This window comes from Pseudidiomarina homiensis, from assembly GCF_003987225.1.
Taxonomy (GTDB): Bacteria; Pseudomonadota; Gammaproteobacteria; order Enterobacterales; family Alteromonadaceae; genus Pseudidiomarina; species Pseudidiomarina homiensis.
The window spans coordinates 1,629,936-1,648,879 of record NZ_PIPX01000001.1; the positions used below are offsets into that span (position 1 = coordinate 1,629,936).

General features: G+C 46.4%; 18 protein-coding genes. 10 read left to right on the forward strand and 8 right to left on the reverse strand.

Annotation, left to right across the window (positions count from 1 at the left end):
* The first annotated feature begins 241 nt into the window (after positions 1 to 241).
* The 5 genes from CWI70_RS07755 to CWI70_RS07775 all read left to right on the forward strand — a co-directional run bounded on the left by CWI70_RS07755 (position 242) and on the right by CWI70_RS07775 (position 7,138).
* Positions 242 to 1,492, forward strand: a complete 1,251-nt coding sequence (locus CWI70_RS07755) for a TolC family protein (RefSeq protein ID WP_126772013.1) — start codon at positions 242 to 244, stop codon at positions 1,490 to 1,492.
* A gap of 3 nt (positions 1,493 to 1,495) precedes the next feature.
* Positions 1,496 to 2,641, forward strand: coding sequence for an efflux RND transporter periplasmic adaptor subunit (locus tag CWI70_RS07760; RefSeq protein WP_126772014.1), 1,146 nt, complete (start codon positions 1,496 to 1,498; stop codon positions 2,639 to 2,641).
* An 11-nt stretch (positions 2,642 to 2,652) separates the two neighbouring features.
* Complete coding sequence (locus CWI70_RS07765) at positions 2,653 to 5,850, forward strand: efflux RND transporter permease subunit (protein WP_126772016.1); 3,198 nt, start codon at positions 2,653 to 2,655, stop codon at positions 5,848 to 5,850.
* A 62-nt stretch (positions 5,851 to 5,912) separates the two neighbouring features.
* Positions 5,913 to 6,800 (forward strand): cation diffusion facilitator family transporter, encoded by an 888-nt coding sequence (locus CWI70_RS07770; RefSeq protein WP_126772018.1) that lies wholly within the window; start codon positions 5,913 to 5,915, stop codon positions 6,798 to 6,800.
* Between the two features lie 2 nt (positions 6,801 to 6,802).
* The gene (locus CWI70_RS07775) at positions 6,803 to 7,138 is read left to right on the forward strand and encodes a YnfA family protein (protein ID WP_126772020.1); all 336 of its coding nucleotides are present in this window, start codon (positions 6,803 to 6,805) and stop codon (positions 7,136 to 7,138) included.
* Between the two features lie 51 nt (positions 7,139 to 7,189).
* Here the strand turns inward: CWI70_RS07775 and merR are convergent, their stop codons facing one another.
* Positions 7,190 to 7,633, reverse strand: a complete 444-nt coding sequence (merR, locus tag CWI70_RS07780; protein ID WP_126772022.1) for an Hg(II)-responsive transcriptional regulator — start codon at positions 7,631 to 7,633, stop codon at positions 7,190 to 7,192.
* A gap of 74 nt (positions 7,634 to 7,707) precedes the next feature.
* Here merR and merT point away from each other — a divergent pair, with 74 nt between their 5' ends.
* From merT to merA, 3 genes are read left to right on the forward strand one after another with little or no spacing between them, the layout of a single operon-like run.
* Entirely contained in the window at positions 7,708 to 8,058 is a 351-nt protein-coding gene (gene merT / locus CWI70_RS07785) for a mercuric ion transporter MerT (RefSeq protein WP_006956211.1), read from the forward strand.
* A 13-nt stretch (positions 8,059 to 8,071) separates the two neighbouring features.
* On the forward strand, positions 8,072 to 8,371 hold the full coding sequence (merP, locus tag CWI70_RS07790) for a mercury resistance system periplasmic binding protein MerP (RefSeq protein WP_034818174.1): 300 nt from the start codon (positions 8,072 to 8,074) through the stop codon (positions 8,369 to 8,371).
* Between the two features lie 55 nt (positions 8,372 to 8,426).
* The gene (merA, locus tag CWI70_RS07795) at positions 8,427 to 9,830 is read left to right on the forward strand and encodes a mercury(II) reductase (protein WP_126772024.1); all 1,404 of its coding nucleotides are present in this window, start codon (positions 8,427 to 8,429) and stop codon (positions 9,828 to 9,830) included.
* A 101-nt stretch (positions 9,831 to 9,931) separates the two neighbouring features.
* Here merA and CWI70_RS07800 read toward each other — a convergent pair whose 3' ends face one another.
* Positions 9,932 to 11,722 carry a GmrSD restriction endonuclease domain-containing protein gene (locus CWI70_RS07800; protein WP_034734392.1) on the reverse strand — a complete coding sequence of 597 codons (1,791 nt, stop codon included), beginning with the start codon at positions 11,720 to 11,722 and terminating at the stop codon, positions 9,932 to 9,934.
* A gap of 635 nt (positions 11,723 to 12,357) precedes the next feature.
* Between CWI70_RS07800 and CWI70_RS07805 the strand changes: the two genes are divergently transcribed.
* Complete coding sequence (locus CWI70_RS07805; RefSeq protein WP_126772026.1) at positions 12,358 to 12,978, forward strand: DUF6088 family protein; 621 nt, start codon at positions 12,358 to 12,360, stop codon at positions 12,976 to 12,978.
* Positions 12,978 to 14,036: a nucleotidyl transferase AbiEii/AbiGii toxin family protein gene (locus CWI70_RS07810; protein WP_241967839.1), complete on the forward strand. Its 1,059-nt coding sequence runs from the start codon at positions 12,978 to 12,980 to the stop codon at positions 14,034 to 14,036. The genes CWI70_RS07805 and CWI70_RS07810 overlap by 1 nt, the downstream gene beginning before the upstream one ends.
* A gap of 391 nt (positions 14,037 to 14,427) precedes the next feature.
* Here CWI70_RS07810 and CWI70_RS07815 read toward each other — a convergent pair whose 3' ends face one another.
* The 6 genes from CWI70_RS07815 to CWI70_RS07840 all read right to left on the reverse strand — a co-directional run bounded on the left by CWI70_RS07815 (position 14,428) and on the right by CWI70_RS07840 (position 18,878).
* A complete protein-coding gene (locus CWI70_RS07815) occupies positions 14,428 to 14,781 on the reverse strand; it encodes a cupredoxin domain-containing protein (protein WP_034732779.1) in 354 nt (117 codons plus the stop codon).
* Between the two features lie 37 nt (positions 14,782 to 14,818).
* The gene (locus CWI70_RS07820; protein ID WP_126772030.1) at positions 14,819 to 17,080 is read right to left on the reverse strand and encodes a heavy metal translocating P-type ATPase; all 2,262 of its coding nucleotides are present in this window, start codon (positions 17,078 to 17,080) and stop codon (positions 14,819 to 14,821) included.
* A gap of 79 nt (positions 17,081 to 17,159) precedes the next feature.
* Positions 17,160 to 17,618 carry a hypothetical protein gene (locus tag CWI70_RS07825; RefSeq protein WP_006956218.1) on the reverse strand — a complete coding sequence of 153 codons (459 nt, stop codon included), beginning with the start codon at positions 17,616 to 17,618 and terminating at the stop codon, positions 17,160 to 17,162.
* A 27-nt stretch (positions 17,619 to 17,645) separates the two neighbouring features.
* Positions 17,646 to 18,017 carry a cation transporter gene (locus CWI70_RS07830; protein ID WP_126772032.1) on the reverse strand — a complete coding sequence of 124 codons (372 nt, stop codon included), beginning with the start codon at positions 18,015 to 18,017 and terminating at the stop codon, positions 17,646 to 17,648.
* Positions 18,018 to 18,074: 57 nt separating this feature from the next.
* A complete protein-coding gene (locus CWI70_RS07835; protein WP_006956222.1) occupies positions 18,075 to 18,413 on the reverse strand; it encodes a P-II family nitrogen regulator in 339 nt (112 codons plus the stop codon).
* Between the two features lie 96 nt (positions 18,414 to 18,509).
* The gene (locus tag CWI70_RS07840; RefSeq protein ID WP_126772034.1) at positions 18,510 to 18,878 is read right to left on the reverse strand and encodes a hypothetical protein; all 369 of its coding nucleotides are present in this window, start codon (positions 18,876 to 18,878) and stop codon (positions 18,510 to 18,512) included.
* Positions 18,879 to 18,944: the final 66 nt, after the last annotated feature.

Genomic DNA, 18,944 nt, shown 5'->3' on the forward strand with positions numbered 1-18,944 from the left:
TTTGACTGCCATCATTGCTGTCACTGCCATGGTTCATTTCATTTATATGCCATGAAGGCTGAAAAAACTCTCGCTTTACCACGAATGGGCACAATACGTCCTGGGTATACTGAGTTTTACACTAACCCTCTATCATCGCCGCTGTTCCGGCCTCCTATCTCCTCATAACTGCCTAATAAGCTGCTTTAGCAGCGCAAGAAAATCATTATTTTACGCAGTAATATGACTGAGGAGTCTATCTATGGGTCCGTTTTCGACACATAGCAAACGCTTGTTTATTGCCGTTAGTCTGGCAATAAGTTCAAGCTACGCCAATGCACAACAGTTGCCCGATCAATGGCAAAAAACTGTGCAGCAACACCCCAGTGTTGAAGCCGCTCAACAGCAGACTGAAGCGCTGATCCAACAGGGCAAACAATTAAATCAACCTTTGTACAACCCTAGCTTATCGTCACGCTTAGAGCGCGAGGGTGACATCAATAATTACACTGTTGGCCTAAGCCAAACGCTGGACTGGAGCACTCGCAATGAAGCAAGAGCCAGTCAGAGTGACGCCATGACGGCTATGGCAGTGAGTATTTATCGCCAGTCGGCGACATCGCATGCTAAAACTTTGTTGAATGCCTATGTGCAATGGCTGGATGCAAAACAGCGTTACGCACTGGCCGAGCAACAAGAGAAAATCGTTAAACAGGCGATAAGCCTGGTTGCCGAACGACGTAAAGCCGGTGACTTAGGTGCCGTCGACGAACAACTGACGGTACTCGCACTAAGTCGGCAACTGCAACAAACGGCAGCTGCTTATCAACAACTGCAATCCGCTGAAGCAGAGTTAAACGCTCTGCTAACAACGTCTGATGTCGGTCAACTCTCCATTAATGAGGAGCTATTTAACGTTGAACCTGCGTTAACGACTCGTTGGCAACAACATCCAGCGTTAAAAGCCGCTTACCTGCAATGGCAATTAAAGCGCGCCGATGTCGACTGGAAACGCTCGTTAACCACCGCCAACCCAACCATAGGCGTCGAAGCGGGCGAGAGCGATAACGAAACAGTAGTTGGCTTATCATTCAGCATTCCACTACAGATTCGCAATAACTACAGCGATGCGGTACGCGCAGCCAATAGCGAAGCTGTTGCTGAAGAAAAACGTTTGATTGCACTAAGGCAACAATGGCAAGCAGCACTGAAATCATCTCTTAACAATTATCGTTTTGTGAAAAAACAGTGGCAAAGCTGGCAAAAAGACTTTCAATCTCGGCAGGATGAGTCGATGCAGGTGATTGAACAGTCCTGGCTCGCCGGTGACCTATCCACCACAGACTACCTCACCGCTATGCAACAGCAGCTCGATAGCCAATTTGCAGGGATAGCGCTGCAAACACAATATCGGTTGGCCGCCATTGAATGGTTGTACCGTTCGGGCGAACTCAGTAAAGCACTGACGTTATCGCCGTTAAGCCAGCCAACAAACGCAGAGATTGGAGAGTAAACGATGTCAGTAAAACCTTTATACGCAGCAATAGCACTTGCGCTTAGCTTTTCGGTTATGGCGCAGGATGAACACGGACACGACGAAAAAGAAGATACCCACAAGGAAGAAGGCAAACACGAGCAAGGTGAACATAAGGAAAGCCCAGGCGTGGAGCTATCCAGCAAGCAGCTGTCTATGGCAGATATCACCACGCGAACCTTGCAAACTCAAGTTATTGAATATCCGGTTTATGCCCCGGGCGAGGTGGTTGCTAACGACTTTAATAGCTATATCGTGAGTCCGCGCATCGATTCGACCGTTCTCAAACGTTTTGTCAGTATTGGCGACCACGTCGAAAAAGGTGAACCACTAGCCACCCTCTTCAGCGCCACCATGGCGGAGGCGCAAAGTCAGTATTTGGTCACACTTAACGAATGGCAACGCGTGCAGTCACTCGGTGAGTCAACGGTTGGTGAAAAACGCTTTGTTGAAGCGAAAAACGCCTTTACCTCAGCGCAAGCGCAACTCAAAGCATTTGGTATGTCAGCCAGTGATATTAAGCGTTTAAGTAAACCTGACTACCCTATCGGCGAATACCAACTGACCTCAGAAATTGGCGGGATTGTGGTTAGCGATAACTTCAAGCAAGGCCAGCAAGTTAATGCCGGAAATCACTTGGTTGAAGTGCTGCAAGAAGAAACCTTGTGGGTTAATGCTCGTCTACCAGGCTCAGCTGACCTTAATGTGCAGTTTGGTGATCCTGTTACAGTGAGTGTCGACAATCAGCGCTTTGCGGCAAAAGTCATTCAGGAAGGCCACACAATAGACCATAAAACCCGCACCCGAACGGTACGACTTGCGGTAAATAACGAAAAGGACCAATTACACCCTGGTTTATTTGCGGATGTTTATTTCTCAGTCAAGTCGGATGGACCGGTGCTTGCAGTTAAGGACTCAGCCTTAATGCGGGCATCTGATGGTGACTGGCAGATATTCATTGAGCACGAACCCGGAAAGTTTGAACCGAAGAAAGTCGAATTGGTTGATGAAAAGGGTCCGTGGAAAGTTATTCGAGGCGTTAAGGAAGGCACAAAATACGTAGACAACGGCGCGTTTTTCGTTCGCTCACAAATCGCTAAAGGCGGTTTTGACCCACATAACCACTAACAGGAGGTTGTATGTTTCAGCGCATTATTCAGTTTGCTGTCGCCAATCGCCTGTTATTGGTATTGGCTTTATTCAGCATCAGCATTGCGTCATTTTTTAATATTCCCAAACTTAATCTGGATGCCTTCCCCGATGTTACCAATGTTCAGGTAACGGTAAATACGGAAGCCCCCGGATTAGCAGCGACCGAAGTCGAGCAGCTTATTACCTATCCGATAGAGTCGGTGATGTATGCCCTGCCCGACGTCAAAGAAGTTCGGTCAATCTCAAAAACAGGTTTATCGGGCATTACCGTGGTATTTGACGAGAGTGTCGATATCTACTTTGCCCGGCAACTGGTATTCGAGCGGCTGCAAGCGGCAAAGGATTTGATTCCAGAGGGAGTCGGCACGCCCGAAATGGGCCCTAACTCTTCCGGTCTCGGCCAGGTTTATCAGTATCTGCTACTTGCCGAGCCGGGCTCTGGTGTCAGTAGCATGGAGCTACGCAGTCTTAACGACTATGTGGTTAAACTGCTACTGATGCCCGTTGAGGGAATTACCGAAGTCTTGTCCTTTGGCGGTGAAGTTAAGCAATATCAGGTTAACCTCAATCCCGCCAAGCTGCTGTCTTACGACCTTACCCAGCAAGACGTCATGGGCGCGGTCAACAAGAATAACGGTAACGTTGGTGGTTGGTATATGCCCCGCGGTCAGGAGCAGTTGGTTATTCGCGGCACCGGCTGGCTGGAAAGCGGTAAAAAAGGTCTACAGCAGATACAACAAATACCGCTCAAAACCGTTGACGGCGTTTCCGTAACACTGGGCCAGGTTGCCGACGTCGAAATCGGCAGTGAAATTCGCCAGGGAGCGGTCTCAATGTCGCGTAAAGTCGACGGCGAGGTCAACCAGCTGGGCGAAGTGGTGTCGGGTATTGTGCTCAAACGCATGGGCTCGAATACCAAAGCCACCATCGACGGTATTAAAAAGCGCATTCCGCTTATTCAGCAAGCATTACCCGAGGGTGTCACCTTTGAGCCGTATTATGATCAGGCCGATTTAATACAAAAAGCCGTATCTACGGTCGCGTATTCACTGCTCATTGCCTTTGTCTTTATTATCGCAGTATTAGCACTGTTTTTGCTCAACATACGCGCTACTTTTTTAGTGTTACTGTCCATTCCCGTTTCTATCGCCATTGCCCTGATGGTAATGTCCGCGATGGGCATGTCAGCTAACCTGATGTCGCTGGGCGGGATTGCTGTTGCCATTGGTATGCTGGTCGACGGCTCCGTGGTGATGGTTGAAAACATCTTTAAGCACTTAAGTCGTCCGGATAGTGAACACCAAGACGACGCCGAGCAACGCACAGAGCACCGCGACCCAGATCCTCAGGCAGCCAAACTCGATAGCCATGGTATCAAGCTGCGAGTTAAGGAAGCGGCGAACGAAGTGGCACGACCGGTATTCTTTGCCGCCATGATTATCTTGGTGGTCTTTATGCCACTGTTTAGTTTTCAGGGTGTTGAAGCTAAATTATTTGAGCCCATGGCTATCAGTATTATGTTGGCCATTATCTCCGCGGTTTTTGTGGCCATCATGGTTGTACCGGCATTAGCCAGTTACTTTTTCAGTCGGGGTATTAAGCCTCGTGAAAATAAACTGCTTAAACCACTAGATAATGGTTATAAAAGACTATTATCGGTGGCGTTACGCAGTAAAAAGGCTGTTATTACCCTGGCCGGTGTGCTGTTTGTCGGCGCTTTGGTGTTAGTGCCTCGTCTCGGCACAGAATTTGCGCCCGAATTGGAAGAAGGCACGATTAATATTCGCGTGACATTAGCCCCCTCCTCTAACCTTGAAACGGCCTTAGAGGTGGCTCCGAAGCTTGAAAAAATCCTGATGTCGTTCCCGGAAACCACCTACGCACTCAGCCGCATTGGACGAGCTGAAGTGGGCGGCGATCCAGAGCCTATCAGCAACATCGAGATATATGTGGGTCTTAAGCCGCAGTCTGAATGGACAACGGCATCCGATCGCTACGCCTTACAAGAAAAAATGGAGGCAAAACTAGATGCTCACCCAGGCTTGTTGTTTAATTTTTCACAACCTATTGCAACACGGGTTGATGAACTGCTCTCAGGTGTAAAATCGCAGCTAGCCATCAAACTATTTGGACCCGAGCTTGACGTGTTGGCCCGTAAAGGCCAGGAAATAGAAGGTGCCGTCAAGCAAGTTGACGGGGCGGTTGCTGTAGCGATGGAGCAAATAAAAGGTGAAGCACAACTCGTGGTTTCGCCGAAACGCCAGCAACTCTCACGCTACGGCTTAAATGTCACCGATGTACTGAGCGTTGTCGACAATGGCTTGGGTGGCGCTTCGGCAGGCCAGATCATTCGCGGTAATGAGCGCTATGATATTTACGTGCGGCTGGCCAAGCAATTCCGCGATACGCCGGAGTCTATTCGTTCGTTACGCCTGTTAACTCCCTCAGGGGCCTGGGTAACCTTAGGCGAAGTCGCCCACGTCGCAATTGAATCAGGACCACCGCAAATCCGTCGTGATGACGTACAGCGTCGCGTTGTGATTCAATCGAACGTTCAGGGTCGTGACATGGGCAGCGTGGTTGCCGATATTCGGAAGGCGATTGACGAGAAGGTGGATTTACCAACCGGTTACTCAGTCGATATTGGTGGCCAGTTCGAAAGTCAACAACGAGCACAGGAGCGCTTGTCCATTGTCGTTCCCATATCGCTGGCACTCATCGCCCTGCTGCTTTATTTTGCTTTCGGCACCATGGGTCAAGCCATGTTGATTTTGGTGAATGTACCATTGGCAGTCATCGGCGGTATTGTGGCACTCTATGTGTCAGGACAGTACTTATCGGTGCCCAGCGCCGTGGGTTTCATCACACTGTTTGGTGTGGCGGTACTAAACGGTGTGGTTCTGGTCGAGAGTATTAACCAGAGAATAACCGATGGGCATGCGGTTAATGATGCCGTGTTTGATGGCGCGTGGTCGCGACTACGCCCGGTGTTAATGACAGCAATAACCTCAGCGTTAGGACTCATTCCCATGCTGTTTGCAACCGGTGCAGGGGCTGAAATTCAACGCCCACTGGCTACCGTCATTGTTGGTGGTTTGGTATCAGCTACTCTGCTGACATTGGTTATCTTACCCGTGCTCTATCCTTGGTTTTCGAAACAAAAAATTAAGGATCTGAGCCGTTAGGGTTCAATAGCATTTAAGGGGGCGGTTATTGTCGCCCCCTTTTATTAAAAGAGTAACGTATTATGGGACATCACCATAACCATGATCACTCAAAGGACATGCCGTCCAACCGATTAGGTTGGGCATTCCTGCTTAACTTTGTTTTTACCATTATTGAGTTCATTGGTGGTTTTCTTACCAACAGTACCGCCATTTTAGCTGATGCCGTTCATGATCTTGGCGATAGCCTGTCGTTAGGTCTCGCGTGGATACTAAATAAACTTGGCAAAAAACAGGCTAACCAACACTTTACCTACGGTTATAAAAGACTGAATCTTGCCGGTGCATTTATTAATGCCGTTGTGTTAATCGCAGGCTCTGCCTGGGTACTTGTGGAAGCAATTCCCAGACTCTGGAACCCTCAGATGCCCGTCGCTGATGGCATGATTGCTTTAGCCGTCGTTGGCATTACAGTTAATGGATTTGCTGCTTACAAATTGTCAGAGGGCAAAACGTTAAACGAACGCGTTATTAACTGGCACTTGCTGGAGGATGTTTTCGGCTGGGTTGCTGTACTTATCGTTGGTATTGTTCTGCTGTTCGTAGACTGGCCGATTCTCGACCCTATATTGTCGATTGGCTTTACTCTATTTATTTTAGTGAATGTACTACGCAACCTGTGGGCAACACTGAAACTCTTCATACAGGCCACGCCAGACAAAAAAACCTACAAACAAGTCGCGGACGCTTTACTGGAGCTACCTCATGTCGCTGACCTACACCATCTTCATTTTTGGTCACTAGACGGCGAGGAGCATGTATTAACAGTTCATTTGGTGCTAACTGAAAACCTTGACATTGAGACCCGTAGCGATTTAAAACAGCGCATCGATAACGTCCTTGCGCCCTATGCTTTAAGCCATACAACGGTAGAACTAGAAGATCCTAATGAAGCGTGTAGGGACAACTGATAATGAGTGCATTATTTTTATTGAAAACGCTCGGGTTATTTATTGCAACCGCAATTGCCGAAATTGTCGGTTGCTATTTACCCTACCTATGGCTCAAAGAAGGTCATTCCGTTTGGTTGCTCATTCCGGCAGCAATAAGCTTGGCTTTATTTGCTTACTTATTAACATTTCATCCAGCGGAAAGCGGGCGGGTCTACGCAGCTTATGGTGGTATTTACGTGTTAACTGCCATAGTCTGGCTGCGAATTGTCGATAAATCGCCACTATCCAATTTCGACCTGATTGGCACGGCGTTTGTGCTAACCGGTATGGGGATTCTTGTGTATGGCTGGCGTTAGCAATAAAGCAATTCAGTTAAAGAACTCCGCTCAAAAGTTTTACTACACAGACTAACACACCTTATGTTTGTCCGTGGTAGCGTCCTCAACCCCGTCATTAAGCGAGGCCATCAGTGGACAATAGACATCTCCGTGTCCGGCGCTGCATTTTTGCACCAGCTCATTCAACGCTCGTTCAATTTGCTGTAAGTGCGATATCTTTCGACGAACACTGGTGAGCTTTTGCTCTCCAAGCTCCCGTGCTTCATCGCAATGAGCGCCATCTTGCAGAGTTAATAGCTCACCAATTTCATCCAGACTAAATCCGAGCCATTGAGACGCGCGAATAAAATGAAGCCGAGCAAGCGCTTGTTCGTCGTAATGTCGGATCCCCCCATACGGCTTCTCCGGCTCGCTCATTAGCCCTCGGCGCTGATAATAGCGCACCGTTTCCACGCCCACGCCGGCTGTTTTGGCCAGCGTGCCAATTGTCATTACGTTGCGTTTTTTTAACATAGCTATTGCTTCCGTAGTGAGGTACGGGTCTAAGATTAACACATTAAAGCAAAATGCCCGAAGGAGTTACTCTTATGTCAAATTCAAAATCTGGTCGGGGCTCTCTTCTCGCGGGAGGGATCGCAGCGACTCTGGCATCTGCGTGTTGTCTGGGTCCCCTCATATTACTTGCACTCGGTGTATCCGGGGCCTGGATTGGGAACCTCACAGCACTTGAGCCTTATCGACCCATTTTTATTGCCATTGCATTGATTGCCATATTCTTTGCCTGGCGTCGAATATACCGGCGTGCTGATGACTGCAACCCTGATAACACCTGCGCAACGCCAAGTGCTCGTAAGAGCTACAAAGTGATGTTTTGGCTCGTTGCGGTGCTTACTTTAACAGCATTGGCTTACCCCTATGTTGTTCCTTTCTTTTACTAGGAGGCAATACACGATGAAAAAAACAATGATAACAACCATTTTATTTTTACTGTTTAGCATGCCCGCATTGGCGGTTGAGAAAACGGTTACGCTATCAGTACCCGGTATGACATGCGTCACCTGCCCAATTACTGTCAAAGCTGCACTTGGCCAAGTTGCAGGTGTGAGCGCCGTCGATGTCCGTTTTGAAGAGCGGGATGCAACCGTGACATTCGACGACGAAAAAACGTCAGTTAAGCAGCTCACTGAAGCAACGACAAATGCAGGATACCCATCAACACTGAAAGCAACGGCACCAAAAAATCAGTCATGAAACATCACAATGCCTTATAGCTGCTGTAAAACTGAAAGACCAAGGAGTAACCGTTATGAGTAATAACAATTTACACATTGCTGTCATTGGTAGCGGCGGCAGTGCGATGGCTGCGGCACTCAAAGCGACCGAGAGAGGTGCCCGAGTGACGCTCATTGAGAGAGGTACTATTGGCGGAACTTGTGTCAATATTGGCTGTGTCCCGTCTAAAATCATGATCCGAGCGGCTCATATCGCCCAACTGCGGCGAGAAAGCCCTTTTGATAAAGGCTTAAGTACTCATACTCTTAAGGTAAATCGATCAGCTCTCCTCGAGCAACAACAGGCTCGGGTAGAAGAACTCCGTGAATCCAAATACCAGAGTATTCTTAGAGAGAATTCCGCCATTACCGTTATTAACGGCGAAGCCCGCTTTATAAACGATGAAACTCTTTCCGTATCACTTCGCGATGGCGGTGAGCAAACGGTTTACTTTGACCGTGCTTTTATCGGCACCGGGGCCCGACCCGCACAACCCCCCATCCCCGGCTTAGCTGAAACCCCTTACCTTACTTCGACAAGCGCATTAGAGCTAAGTAACATTCCTAAACGCCTCGCTATTATTGGAGCCTCGGTCGTTGCTCTTGAATTAGCACAGGCCTTCGCGCGTCTCGGTAGTGAAGTTACTGTTTTGGCTCGCAGTCGGGTGTTATCCAAAGACGAGCCTGCCATTGGTGAAGCAATAGCGACTGTTTTTGATCGCGAAGGCATCAATGTGCTTGAGCATACAGAAGCCAGCGAAGTGCGTTACGACGGACAACACTTCATTCTCAAAACCAATGCCGGAACATTAAAAGCAGAACAACTGCTCGTGGCCACAGGCCGTACGCCCAATACGGAAAACCTCGATTTAAAAACCATCGGTGTACAAACTGAACGCGGTACAATAACGATTAACGAGCGCATGCAAACCTCTAACTCAAGAGTATATGCGGCAGGCGACTGTACGAATCAGCCGCAGTTTGTCTATGTCGCCGCCGCAGGCGGCAGCCGAGCCGCTATTAACATGACGGGCGGTGATGCGCATCTTGATCTCAGTGCAATGCCCGAGGTTATCTTTACTGATCCACAAGTCGCCACGGTGGGTTTATCAGAAGCTGATGCTAAAACTGGTGGTTACGTCACCGAAAGCCGCACGTTGAGCCTTGAAAATGTCCCACGGGCATTGGTTAACTTCAATACCCAAGGGTTTATAAAAATTGTCGCAGAGAGTGGCAGCGGCCGACTGCTCGGTGTTCAAGTCGTCGCAGGAGAAGCCGGTGAGTTGATTCAAGCTGCTGTAATGGCGATAAGAGCAGGAATGACAGTCAATGAGTTGGCTGATGAGCTCTTCCCATACCTTACGATGGTAGAAGGCTTAAAATTATGCGCTCAAACGTTTACTAAAGATGTTAGCCAATTATCTTGCTGCGCTGGGTGAGATAACCTAGCTGAATCGACACTGATTTGCTAGACACCTTGCCGCCATTGAGTTTTAAATAGATTGAAGACAATCATGTATAAGTTTTCTCATCTTTAAGATCAAAGGCTGTCATAATACTCTTTGATCATTGTTGCCATTAAAAAACGGCGTCCCGCTAGGAACTCTTTGTAATTTTCTGCGGTAGTATTGAATATGAGCTCAGGAATAGCATTTTCGGCTAAATTTCTCTGTAAATCTTCTCGATCACAAATTTCGCCAAGTCTTAAATTTCCGGATTCAATCTGTTCAAGAACCATTAACATGTATTCTTTCGGTGGTAGGTCTTTAATCGCGATGTTGATTGCTGTTTCTGTCAACGCAAAGTTTGCAATCTGGTTGTAATCTCCCTGTTTCGGGAATCCATGACGAATAAGGTGATTCTTGGGAATTATGTGGTGCATATCGCCATGCCCCTCGATCATCTGTGCGATATTAATCGACTTTGAAAGGAATCCCCGCCCTCCTTTTGCAACTCTTGCTGCTAAATATGTTTGGAATGCAGGACTACGCTTGCTTGGTGACTCGAGCTCCTGAACTAAAGTTACATCCCAAAAACTATCACTTAGAACTGAGGCTTCAAGAGTGCGTAAGTATTGTTCCGCACCGTGGTCCTTAATACGACGTAAGTCAGTTTCCCACGTGGATTCAAAGCTTCCCACGGCTCTTCCGGTCAGTAATGTCATAACGAACCAGCGTTTTACAATTCTTGCTCTCTCTCCCTCATTCAGCTGATCGTCCAACCGAAGGCGCAGGTAAAGTGCATATGCGAAATTCAATGCATTCTTTGACCCAATCATGCTGGCATCGATATACCCAGCAGACTTGATCATCATTACAAATCGCTCGAGATGCGTCTTACTCACAAGTAGATCTAATGCTTCCGCAAAACGAGAATACGCGGCTGGAATAAGATTTTCATCAATTTTTCTCGTTTGTGGGTCAAGCCCGGATAGCTCACTAACAATTGCTCCGGCTTTACCACGACTAAATCCAACTAGACCGGCAATACGAATGACATCGGTATAGTCAGGTTGAAATAACTCGTCCGTTTGATTACTTAACCACTGAATTTTCCTAATATGCTCCGATTTTGCGAACTCTTCATCGTTCTCTTTAATATCATCAAATGCGTGCCCAGAGACCGTCAGGTGACAGAAATAATCAATTAGCTTCCGAAGATTGCGCCCTTCATTGCCGTACGTGGCAATCTTACTCATTACAAAATCAGCACTTGATAGCGGAACACCTTTGGCATTGATCCGAACGAAGATCTCTGCAACCGTTTCTACATCCAAATCGTCTGCCAATGAAATGACACCTACTTGCGCATGCTCAACAGCGGCGAGTCTCGCCGAGGCTTGTTCAACTTGGTCTTGATCAACATCTGGATTTTTAGCGAAATAATTTCTCAGAAAGCTCAGCTGACTGGAACCGGAAAAAAACTCACTAATATCGTGAATCCATTGGGAGCTATTGGTAATCGCTGGCGTTCTCGTCGCAAACTCTTCCGTTACAGGATTAAACGAAATAGCGATCCGCTTTTTTTCATAACGGTTACCAATCACCGTTTGTCCCGCAATTGCGGCCCTCAACGCTGTTACTCGTTGTTGGCCATCGATTAGTATTTGTTGATGTGCTGCGACAGCTCCCCCCTTTAATTTGGCGCCAACAGATTGCCACGTTATCAGATAACCAACCGGATAACCGTTGTAAAGTGAGTCAATTAAGTCCCTGACCTGAGATGTTTTCCAAACAAATGGTCGTTGTAGTTCCGGAATTGCTATTTTATCGCTACGAACGTCAGCAAGAATTTGACTGATCGCTGTTTGCTTTACTTCATATTTTGCCATGTCGTCCCACACTTTCTAATTTAAATCGTGAATTTGTGTGAAGAGTCCATTCGTTTCAGGACACTCATTCACAGTAAGGTGGATTATCTTTGATAGTTTCTAATTAAGTTGAGGATTACATTTTCCCTCTCAAGACATCAAGTATTAACGTTCCAGTGTAACTATCCCATCAAATAATACAGCCCACTCGTAGAGTGTCTTGTGACCTTAAAAGAGTCGGGAAAAATCAGGCCTTACCATAACTTTAGTTGATATTTTATCTAAATAAACCGAGTTTCAACTTTTCCCAGTTCGGGATCGCTGTAATCCCCCTAAGAATCGAAGCAATTTTAGGGGGAAAGTTGAATAATAGCGAAAAAATGCAGAATATGACCCAAATATTTTTACTTCATCCAACGGCCTTTCATGTCGATAAAACACGAAATAATCGACAAACAATCCTGTTGCGTCGATAGACTCGACATAGGTAAAAGTACGCATCTCGAGTCTTTAGAAGTATTTACAGCCACCGTCTTACCCTTACCCAAATAATTGGTTAGGTGGATCAAACAATCCTGACATCAATGACCATGTACATTGGGCAATTAAAGGTGTATATTTAATCAACACAGCATTTCATAGTCAGGATTATCTCAATGTCTATCACCGCACAAATTGAGTCTCGGATTGCTCGCATGAGAAAAGGTGTTCCTTTTTCCATAGAGGGATTTTATGAGCTAGGCACGGAAAGTGCTGTCCAGAAGGCTTTTAGCCGATTGGCGAAGTCAGGCGAGATTGTGCGTGTGTCAAAAGGCTTTTACGTTCGTCCTAAGTCAATAGAAAACTTACCGGGGGCGAAGGTAATGCCCAGCCCAGAAGAGGTCGCAAAAGCTTGGGCGAGAAATTACGGGTACAAACTTGTTTCGAATGGCTTTGAAGCGGCATATCGCATTGGACTGCAAACTCAGGCTCCTGCCCGAACCATTTATTGGACGAACGGCCCATCGCGTGAATTTAAAGTGGGGAATTCAACTGTTGAAGTGAAGCACGTCGCATCGAGTAAGCTTAAGTGGCTGAACCAACCTGAAGGTATGATTCTTCGAGGCCTTTCGGTGATGGAGCCAGAACACTTCAAGCCCGAGCAATTCCGCAAGGTATTTAAGCGGTTATCGTTGACGGGAAGTGAGAAGGAGCGTGTTCTCAGCAACCTCAAGCATTCTACGCTGAATTCGCAATGGCGCCAAAAGCTAGCGCAAGTTGAGAGTGCGACAGTGTGATGGACATATTTGATTACTATAGAACTGAAGCGAAACGAGCGGAACTAAAATTAATCCTCGACTATGCAGCACAGAACTCCGCAAGAGGTTTGGCCGCTAATTTTTTAGAGAAAGATATTTGGGTAACCGAAATTTTGCGGTTGCTATACGAAGAGGATTTATTAGATAGCCATGATGTGGCCTTCAAAGGTGGAACAGCCCTGAGCAAGTGCTATAGCACCATTGAGCGATTCTCTGAGGATATTGATTTATCGATTCATTGGGCTGACTTAGCAGAATCAGATGATGAAGCTGCTGCTTGGACGCAGACAACACGGAATCCGAGTCAGCAACGTAAATTTAGACGTGAGCAGAGAGAGCGTTTAGAAGGCTGGACCAACGAGTTTGTTCAAAGATTGAATAGCAGACTTTCAGATTATGGCATTGAGGGACTCAGCGCTGAAATTGAAGAAGACTCTGGTGGTGAGAAAATCGACGTTCACTTCCCACATGTGGCATTCCAAGATGATTCTTATCAGTTAGAGCATATACTGCTCGAATTTGGCGGCCGTAATCGGGGCCGGCCGACGGTTTCTAAACCGGTAACGACTTACCTCTCAGAAATAGATGCGGTTGCAGGGTCCCATACGTTACCGATAGCTACAGTAGAGGCTTACCACCCGGATTACATTATTTGGGAAAAGCTAACCGCACTTCATCAATTCTGCACGCAAGAAAACCCGCTTGATACGGTGCGGTTGTCCAGACATTGGTACGATGTAGACTGTATTCTGCAAAATCTCTATGAAGGTTCGTACCAAAACATGGAAGCACTGCAGGACGTGGTAGCGATGAAGTCGGCAAGGTGGGCTACTCGAGGCGTTTCCTTTGAAGCCATTCTTTCTGGTGAGTTGGTGTTAATTCCAACGGGGCGGCTGCTCGAAGATATCAAAAAAGATTACGACCAGTCCGTAAGCGGTGGAATGTTCTTCAGTGCCCCTGATAGCTTTGCTGACATTATTGAGCGTTTAGCCGAACATCAAGACCTAATTAATCGCTTTTTGAACGAACGGCGTTAGTTCCGATATTTGGAATAAAGCGATCTCGTTTGTTGGCATTATTAAATTATAGGCTAATCTACACACCTAAAGTCCGGTTAAAAAGTGGAATTTTTTCCACCTAAAAACTCAGGATTTTTCGGATGTTCAGAATCTTTTGTCGCGAGGCAAAGGTCAAAAATTGAAATTTCCACGTCGGTATTCTGTGACCAAATTTGTCATTAATTGGTCTTTAAAGTATCGATTTCGACGCCAAACAAAAAGTCACAGCACCGCTTAAGCCCTTGCCACGCCTAACTTTAACGATTTACCACCGAACCCACGACTGCCCTCCGGAGGCAGAGGTCACAGGTTCGACTCCTGTCGGGTGCGCCATTTACCTAGCCTGTCGCGATTTTCTTCCTTAAGCCATTTAACCGACAACTAGCTTTCCCCGATACATTTGCATCTGGCAATGAAAGTCGTACTCTCCGGGTTCCAGCGCTGGTATTTGAATTTGCTTTAATTTGTTAGAAGGCAACGTTTCACTTATTTCTAGCTTGGGAATGAGCAAAGTTTCAGAACAAGGCGATTGATCCTTCCGCAGGAACTTAAGTTCAACCGGTTTACCTTCAGGTATTTTTATTCTCGAAGGCGAGTAAATACCGTTTTCGACGGCAATCACCAAATCACCTTCTCCCAGCTTCAGCTGCTGGGGCTTGTAAAGCCAAAACCACCAGACGATCAGCGCGATCAAAGTGATACCAGCAATATTAATGAATAACATGTTTATTCTCCTGAATGCGTCAGTGTTAGAAGGTGCGTTAATGTTTCTTGGCTTTGAAAAAACGTAACCGGTTAGCGTTACTCACTACCGTAAGAGAAGAAAAAGCCATTGCTGCACCTGCAATAACCGGACTCAACAGCATTCCAAAAAATGGATACAGAACGCCTGCGGCAAAAGGAATACCTGCTACGTTGTAAATAAAAGCACCAAATAAGTTTTGTTTAATGTTGCTCAGTGTGGCCTTGCTCACCGCGACCGCATCGGCAAGCCCGTGCAACGACCCGCGCATCAATGTAATATCAGCACTTTCAATAGCGACGTCCGTTCCCGTGCCAATCGCGAAGCCTACATTGGCAATAGCTAGTGCTGGCGCATCATTAATACCATCTCCCGTCATGCCAACGATTTCGCCCTCCATCTGCAGCTCCTGAACCTTTTTTGATTTTTCTTCCGGCAGAACTTCAGCGAAAAATTCTTTAATTCCTACTTTTTCAGCAACTGCTTCTGCTGTCGCGCGATTATCACCAGTAAGCATCACTACTCGCACACCGTTATCTTGCAAACGTTTAATGGCGGCTACGGAGTCGTCTTTTATCGGGTCGGCAACTGCAATAATTGCAGCTAACTCATTATCAACGGCAAAGTACATAGGCGTCTTAGCTTCAGCAGCTAAGCCTTGGGCTTTTTCAACAAAGTTACCGAGCTCAACTTGACGTTCACGCAACAGCTTTTCATTACCGAAAAGGAGGGACTTCCCGTCAACTTCTGCCTCCACGCCATGACCAGCGATGGCGTTGAAGTTCGAGACCTTACTTGTCTTAATCCCTCTTTCCCTGGCTGACTCAACTATCGCCTGTGCTAGCGGATGTTCAGAGCCAGACTCAAGTGTCGCTGCAAGTTGCAGTACGGTTTGCTCATCGTACTCACTCGCTACTAATACGTCGGTGACTTTAGGAGAACCAAGTGTAATGGTGCCCGTTTTATCCAGGATCATAGCCGATACTTTCGACGCTGTTTGCAATGCTTCGCCATTGCGAATCAGCACACCTGCCTCTGCGGCTTTTCCTACACCCACCATTACCGACATAGGCGTCGCCAGGCCTAATGCGCAAGGGCAAGCAATAATCAAGACAGTGGTCGCTGATACCACAGCAAAGGCCAGTGCCGGCTCAGGCCCAAAGTTAAGCCAAGCTAGAGCACTGATAACAGCGATAATCATAACGACTGGCACAAAGTAAGCTGAAATAATATCGGCAAGACGACCGATTGGGGGCTTAGAGTTTTGCGCCCGTTTCACCATGTTAATAATTTGAGCAAGTGCTGTATCTTTTCCGACTCTTGTCGCTTGAAACAAAAAGGAACCACTTTTATTTATCGTGCCCGCCACAACGTCATCACCAACTGATTTTTCCACGGGCATGGGTTCACCCGTTAGCATAGATTCATCAACGGTGGTACTTCCCTCTATAACTTTTCCATCAACAGGGATTTTTTCTCCGGGACGAACACGTACTACGTCCTCCTCGAGTACGTCTTCGATAGCGATATCCAATTGTTTATCGTCACGAATCACCCTTGCGGTTTTCGCCTGCAAACCAATGAGACGTTTTATGGCTTCGGACGTGCGCCCACGAGCTTTCAGTTCAAGTGCCAGCCCCAAATTGATCAAACCGATAATCATTGCGGTCGCTTCAAAGTATACGTGACGCGCCATTTCCGGAACCAGGTGCGGAACCAATACAACCACCATGGAATACAACCAGGCGGTACCAGTACCAAGTGCGATCAGCGTATCCATATTAGCGGAATGATTTTTCAAAGATTGCCAGGCACCGACGAAGAAGTGTTTGCCCGAAAAGTAAAGTACACCTAACGTTAGAATACCTACGACTAACCATGTCACACGCTCTGTGGCAGTGGTCACCGTCATTTCACCAACAAAAAGGCTATAAATCATGAGAGGTACACCTAACGACAGCGCAACGGTCATCTCCCGCATCAGCCGCTTGTAGTAAGCCCAGTCGGCTTGCTCTTTTTCTGCCAACGCATCACCGTCACTTTCGGACGTGGCTACTTTAGCGCTATACCCCGCCCTCTCTACTGCTTTCACTAAAGCGCTCGGATTTGCTGTTCCAGTCACACTGACCGTTCGCTGGGCAAAGTTCATCTCTGCATTTTCCACGCCGGATACAGACTTTAATGCATTTTCGATTTTGCCAACACAACTCGCGCAACCGGCTCCCTCGATAATGAGTTCCTCAATGGAACGACTACGAACGTCCTCAGTTTTTACACCCATACCAGTGCTCCTTATTGACGGGAAACGAGCCAAGCAACAGCTATTTCCCGCAAAGTACCAACGATAAAACCGTCACTCACTACATATCCGAAAATCGATTCGCAGTTTGCACCATTCGTTTAATTTCATTTTCTTCAACGTTCTTTACCGTTTCTAGCAGCTCTTTTGCGCTATCTATATCAACACGGGAATATAGGTGTTCATACAGTTCTATGACTTGCTCATGATGGTTTACAACCTTCTCCATAATGTGATCGGTATCTAACTCTTTAAAAGGCGAATCGCAGTGCCCATGCTCAACGATGGGATGTTTCCCAATATAGTCATAACACCAAGTGTCTAATGCATTTAGGTTGGCTGTATTCAAAAAACCTTCAACCATTCGCTCTAAGCTAGCTTCATGACCCGACACGTAGCTTAGAATCATCCGAGCTCGTTCATCTTGGTTTTGTTTAGAGCAGTGAGTAACACACTCCTTCAGGTTTTTGTGGAAATCAACGGTCCAACTCAGCACATCTTTGATTGTTTCTATTTGCATTTTTTACTCCTTACCTATAATTAATCGTTACTTTCGTTTGCTTTTGTTAACTGGCGGACTTCTGTGACAACTCCACGGTGTATGTTCCGAATTATCTTTAATATTTTGGTCAATAAACTTGTAGTACTCTTCTTTCAGATGAGTCCACCACCCACTATTTATTTCAACACCAAACTTCCTGAGCTTTTCCTCTATAACATTGAGATCCACTTTAGAGGCATCATAAGCTACCAATAACAAGTTATGCTCAGAGTCATAGGCAACGCTATCGAGACCAACCAACAAGTCAATTTCTTTGATAGCTTTGCGAACTTCTTTCACACTCTCTGCGTTTAGCTTTAAAGTGCGGTTTACTAAGTTAATTCCCCGCACTCCTGCTCTATGATCGTTATTTGACATCAATACTGTCCTGTTAATTAAAACTACCAATACGTTTCAGGCAACATTTGCTCGGTGTTAACTTTGTAACGAAAGCTCTTTATTAGTGGCTGCTCGTTTATCGTGAACCCAGAACAATTCATCGATTGGCGAGATAGAAACTAATCCCTCGTTAGATACCCCAGTATGGGCCGCTTCAACTACCAAGAGGGCAACATCACGCGCATCATCACTGTTCACATAAACTTCAAGCTGTACGTGATCAACTAAGTGATCATCGTTATAGCTATCGAAGTAGTAACCCCGTCCTCGCACAGGAAACAGCGTAAAGCCGCTAACGCCACGGCCGATGAGAGCCTCTTCCACTGAGTCTTGTCGAAGTTGATCAAAAATAGCGGTAATTTTAGATAGGTTCATATACCCCCCTAAAAGCCCTAAAACATATAGCTTATGGACTGTGTTTAGTCTAGTTACTTAAATTTCGAGAAAATCTAGAGTTGTAATTTAGTAGTGCTATTTCGGAGGGTAGTAAATATCGAAGAGTATTTGCTTCACATCAGCTTTATAAGACAAGGGATGTGGCAAGTTGCTAGGAGAGTTTATCGAGGTGTCGAATTGAATAAATACTAGAGGTGAGTTCGCAGAGTTACACTCTTCATCCATAGAGCATTTATCAGCTACGCAGCAATAACAGTCGTCAATGATAGATTGCTCACTTTCATCGCAATGAAAGTTATCTTTGCTTTCGTTGCTAACATCCATATGGCTAACACTTTTTTCGTGCTGTACATTGGAAGCATTGTTATAAGCAGGAGCGGCTGGGACGGATAGCTGTATCACTATTCCTAACATAAGCACAACTAAAAATTTTGCTTGAAACATATGTGCGCTCCTATTGCCATGCTATAAATTAGCATACTACCACCTGCACATCATTGATCGAGATCA

What these genes read in the sequence shown, in the direction of transcription:
- merT (WP_006956211.1), top strand. Translation starts at nt 7,708, where the DNA reads ATGTCAAATTCAAAATCTGGTCGGGGCTCTCTTCTCGCGGGAGGGATC.
- CWI70_RS07775 (WP_126772020.1), top strand. Translation starts at nt 6,803, where the DNA reads ATGAGTGCATTATTTTTATTGAAAACGCTCGGGTTATTTATTGCAACC.
- CWI70_RS07755 (WP_126772013.1), top strand. Translation starts at nt 242, where the DNA reads ATGGGTCCGTTTTCGACACATAGCAAACGCTTGTTTATTGCCGTTAGT.
- CWI70_RS07810 (WP_241967839.1), top strand. Translation starts at nt 12,978, where the DNA reads ATGGACATATTTGATTACTATAGAACTGAAGCGAAACGAGCGGAACTA.
- CWI70_RS07805 (WP_126772026.1), top strand. Translation starts at nt 12,358, where the DNA reads ATGTCTATCACCGCACAAATTGAGTCTCGGATTGCTCGCATGAGAAAA.
- CWI70_RS07830 (WP_126772032.1), bottom strand. Translation starts at nt 18,017, where the DNA reads ATGTCAAATAACGATCATAGAGCAGGAGTGCGGGGAATTAACTTAGTA.
- CWI70_RS07800 (WP_034734392.1), bottom strand. Translation starts at nt 11,722, where the DNA reads ATGGCAAAATATGAAGTAAAGCAAACAGCGATCAGTCAAATTCTTGCT.
- CWI70_RS07815 (WP_034732779.1), bottom strand. Translation starts at nt 14,781, where the DNA reads ATGTTATTCATTAATATTGCTGGTATCACTTTGATCGCGCTGATCGTC.
- CWI70_RS07840 (WP_126772034.1), bottom strand. Translation starts at nt 18,878, where the DNA reads ATGTTTCAAGCAAAATTTTTAGTTGTGCTTATGTTAGGAATAGTGATA.
- CWI70_RS07820 (WP_126772030.1), bottom strand. Translation starts at nt 17,080, where the DNA reads ATGGGTGTAAAAACTGAGGACGTTCGTAGTCGTTCCATTGAGGAACTC.
- CWI70_RS07770 (WP_126772018.1), top strand. Translation starts at nt 5,913, where the DNA reads ATGGGACATCACCATAACCATGATCACTCAAAGGACATGCCGTCCAAC.
- merA (WP_126772024.1), top strand. Translation starts at nt 8,427, where the DNA reads ATGAGTAATAACAATTTACACATTGCTGTCATTGGTAGCGGCGGCAGT.
- CWI70_RS07760 (WP_126772014.1), top strand. Translation starts at nt 1,496, where the DNA reads ATGTCAGTAAAACCTTTATACGCAGCAATAGCACTTGCGCTTAGCTTT.
- CWI70_RS07835 (WP_006956222.1), bottom strand. Translation starts at nt 18,413, where the DNA reads ATGAACCTATCTAAAATTACCGCTATTTTTGATCAACTTCGACAAGAC.
- merR (WP_126772022.1), bottom strand. Translation starts at nt 7,633, where the DNA reads ATGTTAAAAAAACGCAACGTAATGACAATTGGCACGCTGGCCAAAACA.
- merP (WP_034818174.1), top strand. Translation starts at nt 8,072, where the DNA reads ATGAAAAAAACAATGATAACAACCATTTTATTTTTACTGTTTAGCATG.
- CWI70_RS07825 (WP_006956218.1), bottom strand. Translation starts at nt 17,618, where the DNA reads ATGCAAATAGAAACAATCAAAGATGTGCTGAGTTGGACCGTTGATTTC.
- CWI70_RS07765 (WP_126772016.1), top strand. Translation starts at nt 2,653, where the DNA reads ATGTTTCAGCGCATTATTCAGTTTGCTGTCGCCAATCGCCTGTTATTG.